Source organism: Streptomyces glaucescens, from assembly GCF_000761215.1.
Classification (GTDB): domain Bacteria; phylum Actinomycetota; class Actinomycetes; order Streptomycetales; family Streptomycetaceae; genus Streptomyces; species Streptomyces glaucescens_B.
The window spans coordinates 2,666,781-2,680,701 of the sequence record NZ_CP009438.1 but is presented as its reverse complement, the minus strand read 5'-3'; the positions used below and the strand labels follow the sequence as shown (position 1 = coordinate 2,680,701).

At 72.6% G+C, this 13,921-nt stretch carries 11 protein-coding genes; 8 read left to right on the top strand and 3 right to left on the bottom strand.

The features are described 5' to 3' along the window. The first annotated feature begins 172 nt into the window (after positions 1-172). Entirely contained in the window at positions 173-1,162 is a 990-nt protein-coding gene (holA, locus tag SGLAU_RS11530; RefSeq protein ID WP_208868904.1) for a DNA polymerase III subunit delta, read from the top strand. Positions 1,163-1,227: 65 nt separating this feature from the next. Then, the gene (locus SGLAU_RS11525; protein WP_043506512.1) at positions 1,228-1,623 is read left to right on the top strand and encodes a nuclear transport factor 2 family protein; all 396 of its coding nucleotides are present in this window, start codon (positions 1,228-1,230) and stop codon (positions 1,621-1,623) included. A gap of 227 nt (positions 1,624-1,850) precedes the next feature. Here SGLAU_RS11525 and rpsT read toward each other — a convergent pair whose 3' ends face one another. Then, a complete protein-coding gene (gene rpsT, locus SGLAU_RS11520) occupies positions 1,851-2,117 on the bottom strand; it encodes a 30S ribosomal protein S20 (RefSeq protein WP_043500789.1) in 267 nt (88 codons plus the stop codon). Between the two features lie 239 nt (positions 2,118-2,356). Between rpsT and lepA the strand changes: the two genes are divergently transcribed. From lepA to hemW, 4 genes are all read left to right on the top strand, one after another. Then, positions 2,357-4,225 (top strand): translation elongation factor 4, encoded by a 1,869-nt coding sequence (lepA, locus tag SGLAU_RS11515; RefSeq protein ID WP_043500787.1) that lies wholly within the window; start codon positions 2,357-2,359, stop codon positions 4,223-4,225. 245 nt (positions 4,226-4,470) lie between these two features. Continuing rightward, positions 4,471-6,345 (top strand): AMP-dependent synthetase/ligase, encoded by a 1,875-nt coding sequence (locus SGLAU_RS11510; protein WP_043500785.1) that lies wholly within the window; start codon positions 4,471-4,473, stop codon positions 6,343-6,345. Between the two features lie 297 nt (positions 6,346-6,642). Next, positions 6,643-8,592 carry an ATP-binding SpoIIE family protein phosphatase gene (locus tag SGLAU_RS11505; RefSeq protein WP_043500784.1) on the top strand — a complete coding sequence of 650 codons (1,950 nt, stop codon included), beginning with the start codon at positions 6,643-6,645 and terminating at the stop codon, positions 8,590-8,592. A gap of 60 nt (positions 8,593-8,652) precedes the next feature. Beyond that, positions 8,653-9,885 (top strand): radical SAM family heme chaperone HemW, encoded by a 1,233-nt coding sequence (gene hemW / locus SGLAU_RS11500; RefSeq protein ID WP_043500783.1) that lies wholly within the window; start codon positions 8,653-8,655, stop codon positions 9,883-9,885. Between the two features lie 75 nt (positions 9,886-9,960). On the opposite strand, the gene SGLAU_RS11495 is transcribed toward hemW, so the two are convergent. Continuing rightward, a complete protein-coding gene (locus SGLAU_RS11495) occupies positions 9,961-10,776 on the bottom strand; it encodes a DUF3097 domain-containing protein (RefSeq protein ID WP_043500781.1) in 816 nt (271 codons plus the stop codon). Positions 10,777-10,808: 32 nt separating this feature from the next. Continuing rightward, complete coding sequence (locus tag SGLAU_RS11490; protein WP_043500779.1) at positions 10,809-11,540, bottom strand: MBL fold metallo-hydrolase; 732 nt, start codon at positions 11,538-11,540, stop codon at positions 10,809-10,811. Positions 11,541-11,702: 162 nt separating this feature from the next. On the opposite strand from SGLAU_RS11490, the gene hrcA reads away from it, so the two are divergent. Both hrcA and dnaJ read left to right on the top strand, forming a co-directional pair. Next, complete coding sequence (gene hrcA, locus SGLAU_RS11485) at positions 11,703-12,719, top strand: heat-inducible transcriptional repressor HrcA (protein ID WP_043500778.1); 1,017 nt, start codon at positions 11,703-11,705, stop codon at positions 12,717-12,719. Beyond that, a complete protein-coding gene (dnaJ, locus tag SGLAU_RS11480) occupies positions 12,720-13,856 on the top strand; it encodes a molecular chaperone DnaJ (RefSeq protein ID WP_043500776.1) in 1,137 nt (378 codons plus the stop codon). The last annotated feature ends 65 nt before the right edge of the window (positions 13,857-13,921 follow it).

Genomic DNA, 13,921 nt, shown 5'->3' with positions numbered 1-13,921 from the left:
GCGCATACCGCCTGTCACGCCGGGCTGCCGGCGCCGGGCTTCCGACGCCTGGCACCGCGGGCCGTGGGCGGCCGAGCGCGGGTCCCGCGTCCCCGGGGCCGGCCACGCACCGGCGTCCGGGCGGCGCACCGGGCACACACCGCTGTCAGTGGGGCGTGCCATGCTTGACCCGATGGCCAGGAAAGCTGCGAATGACGACCCTCTCGCCCCGGTGACGCTCGCCGTGGGCCAGGAGGACCTCCTGCTCGACCGTGCCGTGCAGGAGGTGGTGGCCGCCGCGCGGGCCGCCGACGCCGACACGGACGTACGTGACCTGACCCCCGATCAGCTCCAGCCCGGCACCCTCGCCGAGCTGACCAGTCCGTCGCTCTTCGCGGAGCGCAAGGTGGTGGTCGTGCGCAACGCGCAGGACCTGTCCGCGGACACCGTCAAGGACGTGAAGGCCTACCTCGGCGCGCCCGCCGAGGAGATCACCCTCGTGCTGCTGCACGCGGGCGGCGCCAAGGGCAAGGGCCTCCTGGACGCCGCGCGCAAGGCGGGGGCGCGGGAGGTGGCCTGCCCGAAGATGACGAAGCCGGCCGACCGGCTGGCGTTCGTGCGCCAGGAGTTCCGGGCGGCCGGGCGGTCCGCCACGCCGGAGGCGTGCCAGGCACTCGTCGACGCGATCGGCAGCGATCTGCGGGAGCTCGCGTCGGCCGTGTCCCAGCTGGTCGCCGACGTGGAGGGGACCATCGACGAGGCGGTCGTCGGGCGGTACTACACGGGCCGGGCCGAGGCCTCCAGCTTCACCGTCGCCGACCGGGCGGTGGAGGGGCGGGCGGCCGAGGCGCTGGAGGCGCTGCGCTGGTCGCTGGCCACCGGTGTCGCCCCGGTGCTGATCACCAGCGCGCTCGCCCAGGGAGTGCGGGCGATCGGCAAGCTGTCCTCCGCGCGCGGCGGGCGCCCCGCCGATCTAGCGCGGGAGCTGGGCATGCCGCCGTGGAAGATCGACCGGGTCCGGCAGCAGATGCGGGGCTGGACGCCGGACGGGGTCGCCGTCGCGCTGCGGGCGGTGGCCGAGGCGGACGCCGGGGTGAAGGGCGGCGGGGACGACCCCGAGTACGCACTGGAGAAGGCCGTCGTCATCATCGCCAGGGCCGCGCGGTCCAGAGGGCGGGCGTAGCGGGAGCGGAGGAGAATCGGGCGTGTCAGCCGTACATCGCCGATGACGGAGAGGTGGCGATCGCCATGGCTGAACACCCGCACGCCCAAGTCGTACGCAAGGGGTACGAAGCCTTCACCCGGGGCGACATGGACACCCTGCGCGAGCTGATGACCTCGGACTGCACCCATCACGTGCCCGGCAGCCACCCGCTGTCCGGTGACTTCAAGGGGCAGGACGCGATCATCGACATGTACCGCCGGATGCACGAGGAGACCGGCGGGAACATGCAGGTCGACCTGCGCGGCGTCGCCGTGGACGGCCGGGGCCACGCGGTCGGCATGATGCGCTTCACGGCCGACCGCGGCGGCAAGCACATCGACGACGACGGCGCCCTCGTCTTCCGGATCGTCGGCGACAAGATCAGCGACATCGACGAGTGCGTCCAGGACATCGAGGCGAACAACGACTTCTGGTCGTGAGGATGACCCGTGGTCGTGACGGCGACCCCGATCATCCCGCCCGCGGGCATGGCCGAAGGCCCCGCCTCCCGCCCTGGGGAAGGGCGGGAGGCGGGGCCTCCGGATGAAGCTGCTGAGTCCGTTCCCGCGTGGCGAACGCAGGCCGCGAACGGACTCGGGGTGCCGGTCGGGAGCGGATGAGAGAGGGCCCGCTCGGGTCCTACCGGCGATCAGACCAGATGAGGGGTTCAGCCCTGGAGGGACGCGACCTTCGCAGCCAGCGCCGACTTCTTGTTGGCGGCCTGGTTCTTGTGGATGACGCCCTTGGAGACGGCCTTGTCGAGCTGACGCGCGGCAGCGCGCTGGTACTCGGTGGCCTTCTCGACGTCACCCGCGGCAGCGGCCTCGCGGGCCTTGCGGATCGCGGTCTTCAGGGAGGACTTGACGGCCTTGTTGCGCAGCCGGGCCTTCTCGTTGGTCTTGATCCGCTTGATCTGGGACTTGATGTTCGCCACGAATGAGCCTTTTCAGGTTCAGGCACGGGGCGAGAGGGATCCCAGCGGATCCCGCGTCCCGTGCCAGGTGATTTCTTGGGGTCGTGCCTCGCGCTGAGAGGGCATGAGACACAGCCCCCTACACTACCAGCGGCCCTTCCAGTGGCCCAAACCGGTCGCCGCGCCGCTCCCGTGGGACCATGGAAGCTACGTATCGATCCGACCCGAGGCATAAGGCGCCTCAAGAGACAGGACCCTGCGTGCCCGCGACCCCTAACAATGTGCCCGAGCCGAGCCGTACCGACCCGGCTCTGATCCGCAATTTCTGCATCATCGCGCACATCGACCACGGCAAGTCCACGCTCGCCGACCGGATGCTCCAGCTGACCGGTGTGGTCGAGCAGCGGCAGATGCGCGCCCAGTACCTCGACCGCATGGACATCGAGCGCGAGCGCGGCATCACGATCAAGTCCCAGGCGGTGCGTCTGCCGTGGGCCCCGACCCACGACAAGAGCAACACGCACATCCTCAACATGATCGACACGCCGGGGCACGTCGACTTCACCTATGAGGTCTCGCGGTCGCTCGCCGCGTGCGAGGGGACGATCCTCCTCGTCGACGCCGCCCAGGGCATCGAGGCGCAGACCCTCGCCAACCTCTACCTGGCGATGGAGAACGACCTCACGATCATCCCCGTGCTGAACAAGATCGACCTGCCGGCGGCGCAGCCCGAGAAGTTCGCCGAGGAGCTGGCGAACCTGGTCGGCTGCGACCCGAGCGACGTGCTCCGGGTCTCCGCGAAGACCGGTGTGGGTGTCGACGCGCTGCTCGACAAGGTCGTCGCCGAGGTCCCCGCGCCGGTCGGCGTCAAGGACGCGCCCGCGCGCGCCATGATCTTCGACTCCGTCTACGACTCGTACCGCGGTGTCGTGACGTACGTCCGTGTCATCGACGGCCAGCTCAACAAGCGCGAGCGCATCAAGATGATGTCGACCGGCGCCACCCACGAGCTGCTGGAGATCGGCACCAACTCGCCGGAGATGCTGCCGGCCGACGGCCTCGGCGTCGGCGAGGTGGGCTATCTGATCACCGGGGTGAAGGACGTCCGCCAGTCGAAGGTCGGTGACACGGTCACCAGTCAGCAGAAGGGGGCCACGGAGGCGCTCGGCGGGTACAAGGACCCGAAGCCGATGGTCTTCTCCGGCCTGTATCCGCTGGACGGGTCGGACTACCCGGAGCTGCGCGAGGCCCTCGACAAGCTCCAGCTCAACGACGCCGCGCTCGTCTACGAACCGGAGACGTCCGCGGCCCTCGGCTTCGGCTTCCGCGTCGGCTTCCTCGGCCTGCTGCACCTGGACGTGATCCGGGAGCGGCTGGAGCGCGAGTTCGGGCTGGACCTGATCGCGACCGCGCCGAACGTGGTCTACCGGGTGGTGATGGAGGACGGCAGCGAGCACACCGTCACCAACCCGAGCGAGTTCCCCGAGGGCAAGATCAACGAGGTGTACGAGCCGGTCGTGCGGGCCACGATCCTCGCGCCGACCGAGTTCATCGGCTCGATCATGGAGCTGTGCCAGACCCGGCGCGGCACCCTCCTCGGCATGGACTACCTCTCCGAGGACCGGGTCGAGATCCGCTACACCCTGCCGCTCGCCGAGATCGTCTTCGACTTCTTCGACCAGCTGAAGTCGAAGACGCGCGGCTACGCCTCGCTGGACTACGAGCCCACCGGCGAGCAGACCTCCAGCCTGGTGAAGGTCGACATCCTGCTGCACGGCGACAAGGTCGACGCCTTCTCCGCCATCACCCACAAGGACCAGGCGTACGCCTACGGGGTGCGGCTGGTGGCCAAGCTCAAGGAGCTGATCCCGCGGCAGGCCTTCGAGGTGCCCGTGCAGGCCGCCATCGGCTCCCGGGTGATCGCCCGCGAGACCATCCGCGCCATCCGCAAGGACGTCCTCGCCAAGTGCTACGGCGGTGACATCTCCCGCAAGCGGAAGCTGCTGGAGAAGCAGAAGGAAGGCAAGAAGCGGATGAAGATGGTGGGTTCCGTGGAGGTTCCGCAGGAGGCCTTCATCGCGGTGCTCTCCAGCGACGACAGCGCGGGATCGGGCAAGGGCAAGAAGTAACCGCCGGTCACACCGCCGGTCACCGGCGAAACGGACATCTCGGGGCCCGTCGTGCGAAAGCGCGGCGGGCCCCCGGCGTGCCGCGGGCGTCTTCGCGGGGCACGTGACACGAAGTGAGTGGGCGCGGGACCTTACGCAGCGGGCGACCGGGCTCTAACCTGTCCCTGCCCGATAGTTACTCGCGAGTTAAACAACGCCCCGCGAGTGAAAACAAGCCGCACCGTCGCGGGCCCCCGGAGGATGTCGTGACCGACACACAGACCCTGATCGAGAACCGTCCGCCGTCCGTCGCGGGCCTCTTCCTGGAGCGCGTGGCCGCCACCCCGGACGCCGAGGCATACCGCTACCCGGTGCCGCCGGCTTCCGGCCAGGGCCCCGACGCCTGGCAGTCGCTGAGCTGGGCGCAGGCCGCCGAGCGGGTGTACGCCATCGCGGCGGGGCTGATCGAGCTGGGGATCGAACCGGAGCAGTGCGTCGCGCTCGCCTCCGCCACCCGGATCGAGTGGATCCTCGCCGACCTCGGCATCATGTGCGCGGGCGCGGCCACCACCACGATCTACCCGCAGACCAACGCCGACGAGTCGGCCTTCCTCCTCTCCGATTCCGCCAGCCGCGTGCTGATCGCGGAGAACGCCGAGCAGCTGGCCAAGGCGCGGGCCAAGCGCGCCGAGCTGCCCGAGCTGGCCCACGTCGTGGTCATCGACACCACCGGCGTCGAGACCGGCGACTGGGTGATCGGCCTGGGCGAACTCGAGGCCCGCGGCGCCGCCCGGCTGGAGAAGGACCCCGAGCTGATCAAGCGGCGGGTCGGCGCGATCACCAAGGACCAGCTGGCCACCCTCATCTACACCTCCGGCACCACCGGCCGCCCGCGGGGCGTGCGGCTGCTGCACGACAACTGGTCGTACATGGCGAAGGCCATCGCGGCGACCGGCCTGGTCACCCGCGACGACGTGCAGTACCTGTGGCTGCCGCTCGCCCACGTCTTCGGCAAGGTGCTGACCTCCGGGCAGATCGAGGTGGGCCACGTCACCGCCGTCGACGGCCGGGTCGACAAGATCATCGAGAATCTGCCGGTCGTCCAGCCCACGTACATGGCGGCCGTGCCCCGGATCTTCGAGAAGGTCTACAACGGCGTCGTCGCCAAGGCCCGGGCCGGCGGCCCCGCCAAGTACAAGATCTTCCAGTGGGCCGCCGAGGTCGCCCGCGAGTACGCCAAGGTCACCCAGGACAACTTCCGCCGCACCGGCAACGCCACCGCCCCCTTCGCCCTGTCCGCCAAGCACGCGGTCGCCGACAAGCTCGTCTACGCCAAGCTGCGTGAGGCCTTCGGCGGCCGGCTGCGGGCCTGCGTCTCCGGCTCGGTCGCCCTCGCCCCCGAGATCGGCTACTTCTTCTCCGGCGCCGGCATCCACATCCTCGAGGGCTACGGCCTCACCGAGTCCGCCGCCGCCTCCTTCGTCAACCCCGGCGAGGCCTACCGCACCGGCACGGTCGGCAAGCCGCTGCCCGGCACCGAGGTGCGGATCGCCGAGGACGGCGAGATCCTGCTGCGCGGCCCCGGGATCATGGCCGGTTACCACGGCCTGCCCGAGAAGACCGCCGAGGTGCTGGAGCCGGACGGCTGGTTCCACACCGGCGACATCGGCGAGCTGTCCAACGACGGCTACCTGCGGATCACCGACCGCAAGAAGGACCTGTTCAAGACCTCGGGCGGCAAGTACATCGCGCCGACCGAGATCGAGGGCGCGTTCAAGGCGGTCTGCCCCTTCGTCTCCAACATCCTCGTGCACGGCGCCGACCGGAACTACTGCACCGCGCTCATCGCCCTGGACGAGGCCGCGATCCTCGGCTGGGCGAAGGAGAACGGCCTGGCGGGCAAGTCGTACGCCGAGGTGGTCGCCGCGCCCGCCACCGTCGAGATGGTCGACGGCTACATCCAGCAGCTCAACGCCGGGCTCCAGCGCTGGCAGACCATCAAGAAGTTCCGGCTCCTGCCGCGCGACCTCGACGTCGAGCACGGCGAGATCACCCCGAGCCTGAAGCTGAAGCGGCCGGTGGTGGAGCGCGAGTACAAGCACCTGATCGAGGAGATGTACGAGGGGACGCGCGAGAAGTAGCGGCGCCCGCACCCCCGGCCCGCCCGCGCACCTGCATCGGGTGCACCGGCCCACCCACGCCCCTGCACGGGCCCACCGGCCCGCCCGGCACACCGTCCCGGGCAACACGGGACGGTGGGCCTGAGCCAGCGGCATAGTTCGGATGCTCGGATCCGGACCCCAACCGGTCCGGATTCGGCCATGTGCGGAGCAGGCTCCTCACTCAACACGGCCCACTTCGGTAACTCGGCGCGGTCGGACGGGGTCCGTCTGTCACCCTGGCGGCACCACACCGTCCCACTGCCCGGGGAGCTGGACATGGGGGCCATACCGACACAGCGGGAGTCTTTGGCGTACCCGGAGACCGACCCCGTGACCGCGCCCGCGCCGCCCCAGGCGCGCACCACCCTCACCGGGGGCCCGCTCGCCCCGGGCGCCGCCCGCCGGCTGCTGCGCACGTCGCTGCGCGAGTGGGGCGACCTGGGGCTGCCCGGCGCGGACCGGGTCGGCGAGGACGCCGCGGTCGTCGTCAGCGAACTGGTCACCAACGCGGTCGTGCACGCCGGCACCGACGTGGAACTGGAGTGCCGGCTGGAGCCGGACACCGGCGCGCTCGTCGTCGAGGTCTGCGACCGCCACCCCTCCCGCGCCCCGCGCGACGCGGCCGGCGAGCCCGCCCACGGGATCCCCGAGTACGGCCGCGGCCTCCGCCTCGTCGCCGCCCTCTGCGAATCCTGGGGCGTCACCTACCGCCGGGGCGCCAAGACCGTGTGGGCGCGGGTGACCGGCGACGGGCACCCGCGGCAGGAGGACCCCGGCGGGTCCCTGTCGGTCGCCGGACTGCTCGCGCCCGAGCGGCGGCGGGCCGAGCGGGACCGCGCCTGGCTGGGACGCGGTGCCCTGTCCTTCCTAGCCGAGGCGTCCGACCTGCTCGCCGGGCAGCTCGACGAGGACCTGGTGGCCGCCCTCACCGGCCAGCTGCTGGTGCCCCGGCTCGCCGACTGGTGCGCCATCTGGCTGGAGGACGAGGCTATGGGCCGCGCCCGCCGTCCCGACGGCGGCGTGGGCGCGCCCGGTCCCCGCCTGGCCCGCGTCTGGCACGCCAGCGAGGACCACACGGAGGAACTGCGCCGCGCCCTGGAGAAGGAGCCGCCCGGCACGGCCGAGGAGACGGAGACCGGCGGGCCGGTGCCCTACCCCTGGCCGGGGGAGGCCCTGAGCGCCGCCCCCACCGGGGCCGCTGCCCCCGCCACCCCCACCGGGGCCGCCACCCCCACCGGGGCCGCCGCCCCCACCGGGGCCGCCGCCCCCGGCACCGCCATGGCGTTCCGGCTCGTCGCCGGGGGGCGGCCGCTCGGGACGCTGGTCATCGGGCGGGCCGGGGTCACACGGCTGCCCGGCGAGGTGACCGGGCTGGTGGAGGACCTGAGCCGCAGGGTGGCGCTGGCCATCGGGGCGGCCCGGCAGTACGCCCGGCAGGTCACCATCAGCTCCGTCCTCCAGCGCGGACTGCTGCCCGGCACGGTCCCCGAGGTCCCCGGACTGCGCAGCGCCCTGGTGCACGAGCCGTGCGACGTCGGCGGGCCCAGCGGCGACTTCTACGACCTCTTCCCGGCCGGCGACGGCCGCTGGTGCTTCGCCATCGGCGACGTCCAGGGCAAGGGCCCGGAGGCCGCCGTCGTGATCGGCCTGGCCCGCCCCTGGCTGCGGTTGCTCGCCCGCGAGGGCTACCGCGTCGCCGACGTCCTCGACCGCCTCAACCAGCTGCTCCTCGACGACGCCACCGAGGCCGCCGACGCCGCCGCCCGTGCCCTGGCCGGGCCCCTCGCCCCCGGCGACGGCCCGCAGACCCGCTTCCTCTCCCTCCTCTACGGCGAGCTGGCCCCCTTCGACGGCGGCGTCCGCTGCACCCTCGCCGCCGCGGGCCACCCCCTCCCGCTGCTCCTCGGTCCCGCCGGCGACGTCCGCACCGTCGCCCGCCCGCAGACCCTGCTCGGCGTCGTCGAGGACGAGACCTACACCAGCGAGACCTTCGCACTGCACCCCGGCGACACCCTGCTCTGCGTGACCGACGGGGTCACCGAGCGCCGCTGCGGCTCCCGCCAGTTCGACGACGGCGACGGTCTCGCGGCGGCGCTGGCCGGGTGCGCGGGCCTGAGCGCGGAGCTGGTCGCCGAGCGGATCCGGCGGCAGGTGCACGACTTCGGCGACAGCCCGCCCGAGGACGATCTCGCCCTGCTGGTCCTCCAGGCCGAGCGGCGGCCGTAGCGCGGGCGGCGAGGAGACGGCAGTGCCGGGCACCGGACGGGAGTGCGGGACAATGAGGACATGCCTTCCGCACTCCCCGACGGCGAGCCCGTCCCCGCCGACGGCGCGCTGCCCGCGTCCGCGCTCGCCGGGGCGGCCGACCGCCCCCTCGGGTTCTACCTGCACGTCCCGTACTGCGCGACCCGCTGCGGCTACTGCGACTTCAACACCTACACCGCCACCGAGCTGCGCGGCACCGGCGGCGTCCTCGCCTCCCGCGACAACTACGCCGGCACCCTGACCGACGAGATCCGCCTGGCCCGCAAGGTCCTCGGCGACGACCCGCGCGAGGTCCGCACGGTCTTCGTCGGCGGCGGCACGCCCACCCTGCTGGCGGCCGGTGACCTCGTGCGGATGCTGGGGGCGATCCGCGAGGAGTTCGGGCTCGCGGCCGACGCCGAGATCACGACGGAGGCGAACCCCGAGTCGGTGGACCCCGCCTACCTCGCCGAGCTGCGGGACGGCGGTTTCAACCGGATCTCCTTCGGCATGCAGAGCGCGCGGCAGCACGTGCTGAAGGTCCTCGACCGCACCCACACCCCCGGCCGCCCCGAGGCGTGCGTCGCGGAGGCCCGCGCGGCGGGCTTCGAGCACGTCAACCTCGACCTGATCTACGGCACGCCCGGCGAGTCCGACGACGACTGGCGCGCCTCGCTGGACGCGGCCCTCGGCGCCGGCCCGGACCACGTCTCGGCGTACGCCCTGATCGTCGAGGAGGGCACCCGGCTCGCCCGCCGGATCCGCCGCGGCGAGGTCCCCATGACCGACGACGACGTCCACGCCGACCGCTATCTGATCGCCGAGGAGCGGCTGTCCGCGGCGGGCTACGACTGGTACGAGGTGTCCAACTGGGCGACCTCACAGGCCGGGCGCTGCCTGCACAACGAGCTGTACTGGCGCGGCGCGGACTGGTGGGGCGCGGGCCCCGGCGCCCACTCGCACGTCGGCGGGGTGCGGTGGTGGAACGTCAAGCACCCGGGCGCCTACGCGGCGGCACTGGCGGCGGGCCGCTCCCCGGGGGCGGGCCGTGAGCTGCTGTCCGACGAGGACCGGCGCGTCGAGCGCATCCTGCTGGAGCTGCGCCTGCGCGAGGGGGTGCCGCTGGACCTCCTCCGCGAGGAGGGCCTGAAGGCGTCCCGCCGGGCGCTGTCCGAGGGCCTGCTCCAGGAAGAGCCGTACGACCGCGGGCGCGCGGTGCTCACCCTGCGGGGCCGGCTGCTCGCGGACGCGGTGGTCAGGGACCTGGTGGACTGATCACCCCGGTGGGTGCGCTGCCCCTGGCCGACCTCGGCGTCGAGCCGGACGCCGGCGGCCGGGACTTCCCCGGCGTCAGGCCCCACCGCCGCCCGTGACGAAGTCGATCAGCTCCTCCACCCGCCCCAGCAGCTCCGGCTCCAGGTCCTTGTAGGAGCCGACGCGCTTGAGGATCGCCTGCCAGACCGCCCCGGTGTTGTCCGACGGCCAGCCGAGCGCCCGGCACACGCCCGTCTTCCAGTCCTGCCCCCTGGGCACCTCCGGCCACGCCGCGATCCCCAGGGCCGACGGTTTCACCGCCTGCCAGATGTCGATGTACGGGTGGCCGACGACGAGGGCGTGCTCGCTGGTCACCGACTGGGCGAGGCGCCACTCCTTGGAGCCGGGGACGAGATGGTCCACGAGGACGCCCAGCCGCGCGTCCGGCCCCGGGGCGAAGTCCGCCACGATCGCCGGCAGGTCGTCGACGCCCTCCAGGTACTCCACGACCACGCCCTCGATGCGCAGGTCGTCGCCCCACACCTTCTCCACCAGCTCGGCGTCGTGGCGGCCCTCGACGTAGATGCGGCCGGCGCGGGCCACGCGCGCGCGGGCGCCGGGGACGGCCACCGAGCCGGAGGCGGTGCGGGCGGGTCGTGCGGGGGCCGCGGCGGCGGGCCGTACCAGGGTCACCGTCCTGCCCTCCAGCAGGAAGCCGCGCGGTTCCAGCGGGAACACCCGGTGCTTGCCGAAGCGGTCCTCCAGCGTGACCGTGCCCGCCTCGCAGCGGACGACCGCGCCGCAGAACCCGGTCCCCGGCTCCTCGACCACCAGGCCGGGCTCCGCCGGGACCTCCGGGACGGGCGCGGGCTTCTTCCAGGGCGGGGTCAGGTCCGGAGAGTACTGGCGCATTCGAATGACGATATGGACAGCCCTCCACGGGTTCAGCCCGACACGCCGAAGCGGGCCGCGAGGGCGTCGCGCTGGCGGCGCACGAAGGCCGCGTCGACCACCGCGCCGTGGCCGGGGACGTAGAGCGCGTCCTCGCCGCCGAGCGCCAGCAGGCGGTCCAGGGCGTCGGGCCAGCGGGACGGTACGGCGTCCGGGCCGGCCTGCGGCTCGCCGGACTCCTCGACCAGGTCGCCGCAGAAGACCACCTCCGTCTCGCCGGGCACGAGGACGGCCAGGTCGTGGGCGGTGTGGCCGGGGCCGACGTTCGCGAGCAGCACCTGGCAGCCGCCGCCGAGGTCGAGGGTCCACTCGCCGGAGACGTGGTGGCGCGGCGCGACCAGGGTGTCCGCCGCCTCGCCCGCCGACGTCCCGTCCAGGCCGTTGCGGACCGCGTCCCTCCGCAGCTCCTCGCGGGCCCGGCGCGAGGTGAGCGCCGCGTCGACGCCGACCGCGCCGTAGACCTCCGCGCCCGCCAGGGCCGCCGCTCCGAAGACATGATCGAAGTGGGGGTGGGTCAGCGCGAGATGGGTCACACGGTGGCCGGAGAGTTCCTCGGCCTCGGCGCGCAGCCGGGCGCCCTCCGCGAGGCCCGAACCCGCGTCGATCAGCAGAGCCGTGCCCTCACCGAGGACCAGCCCCGCCGTGCAGTCCCAGCCCGGCAGGCGGCACCGGCCGACCCCGGCCGCCAGCCGTTCCCACCCCAGCTCTTCCCAAGTCACCGTCATACCGCGACGCTAACCGTGACGCCCCCGGGCGCACGACCGCACGGGACCGGCCTTGCCCGGGGCGTACCCGACGGCCGTACACTGGGCCGGTAAGGCTGGCACTCGCATGCGGTGAGTGCCAGGGGGAGCGCCAAGGGGACGGACCGCTGGAGGTGTGCGCGGATGCTCAGTGAACGACGGCTTCAGGTACTGCGCGCCATCGTCCAGGACTACGTCGGAACCGAGGAGCCGGTCGGCTCCAAGGCGCTCACCGAGCGGCACAACCTCGGCGTCTCGCCGGCCACGGTCCGCAACGACATGGCCGCCCTGGAGGACGAGGGGTACATCGCCCAGCCGCACACCAGCGCCGGGCGGATCCCCACCGACAAGGGCTACCGGCTCTTCGTCGACAAACTCGCCGAGGTCAAGCCGCTCACCGCGCCCGAGCGGCGCGCGATCCAGAACTTCCTCGACGGCGCCGTCGACCTCGACGACGTCGTGGCCCGCACGGTGCGGCTGCTCGCGCAGCTGACCCGGCAGGTCGCGGTCGTGCAGTACCCCTCGCTGACCCGGTCCACGGTGCGGCACGTGGAGCTGCTGTCGATGGCGCCCGCACGGGTGATGCTGGTCCTGATCACCGACACCGGACGGGTCGAGCAGCGGATGATCGACTGCCCGGCGCCGTTCGGCGAGACGTCCCTGGCGGATCTGCGGGCGCGGCTGAACAGCCGGGTCGCCGGACGCCGTTTCACGGATGTGCCGCAACTGGTGCAGGATCTCCCCGAGGGCTTCGAGGCGGAGGATCGCGGTACCGTGCAGACGGTGCTCTCCACGCTGCTGGAGACGCTGGTCGAGCGGACCGAGGAGCGGCTGATGATCGGCGGCACCGCCAATCTCACCCGCTTCGGACATGACTTCCCTCTCACGATCCGGCCCGTCCTGGAGGCGCTGGAGGAGCAGGTGGTGCTCCTGAAGCTGCTGGGCGAGGCGAAGGATCCGGGCATGACCGTGCGCATCGGTCACGAGAACGCCCATGAGGGACTCAACTCCACGTCGGTGGTGTCGGTCGGCTACGGTTCGGGCGGCGAGGCAGTCGCCAAGCTCGGCGTGGTCGGACCGACCCGCATGGATTACCCGGGAACGATGGGAGCGGTACGAGCGGTGGCACGGTACGTCGGACAGATCCTGGCGGAGTCGTAAGTGGCCACGGACTATTACGCCGTTCTCGGCGTGCGCCGCGACGCGTCGCAGGAAGAGATCAAGAAGGCCTTCCGGCGGCTCGCCCGCGAGCTGCACCCGGACGTCAACCCCGATCCGAAGACCCAGGAGCGGTTCAAGGAGATCAACGCCGCGTACGAGGTGTTGTCGGACCCGCAGAAGAAGCAGGTCTACGACCTCGGCGGCGACCCGCTCTCGCAGAGCGGCGGCGCGGGCGCCGGCGGCTTCGGCGCGGGCGGCTTCGGGAACTTCTCCGACATCATGGACGCGTTCTTCGGCACGGCGTCGCAGCGCGGACCGCGCTCGCGCACCCGCCGCGGCCAGGACGCCATGATCCGGATCGAGGTCGAACTCGACGAGGCGGCCTTCGGCACCACCAAGGACATCCAGGTCGACACCGCGATCGTCTGCACCACGTGCAGCGGCGAGGGCGCGGCGCCGGGCACCTCGGCGCAGACGTGTGACATGTGCCGCGGCCGGGGTGAGGTCTCGCAGGTCACCCGGTCCTTCCTGGGCCAGGTCATGACCTCGCGGCCGTGCCCGCAGTGCCAGGGCTTCGGCACGGTCGTGCCGAACCCGTGCCCGGAGTGCGCCGGGGACGGCCGGGTCCGCTCCCGCCGCACCCTGACGGTGAAGATCCCGGCCGGTGTCGACAACGGCACCCGGATCCAGCTCGCCGGTGAGGGCGAGGTCGGCCCCGGCGGCGGCCCCGCCGGTGACCTGTACGTGGAGATCCACGAACTCCCGCACCCGACCTTCCAGCGGCGCGGCGACGACCTGCACTGCACGGTGACGATCCCCATGACGGCGGCGGCCCTCGGCACCAAGGTGCCGCTGGAGACGCTGGACGGCATGGAGGAGGTCGACATCCGCCCGGGCACCCAGTCCGGCCAGTCGATCCCGCTGCACGGCCGGGGCGTCACGCATCTGCGCGGCGGCGGCCGGGGCGACCTCATCGTCCACGTCGAGGTCCAGACCCCGACCAAGCTCGACCCGGAGCAGGAACGCCTGCTGCGCGAACTGGCCAAGCTCCGCGGCGAGGAACGCCCGACGGGCCAGTTCCAGCCGGGCCAGCAGGGGCTGTTCTCGCGGCTGAAGGACGCGTTCAACGGCCGCTGATCCGGGCGGCCGGTCGCCTGGCGGCCGGTGCGGCCGATCGTGGGGCCGGTTGTCCGGTGGGCGGT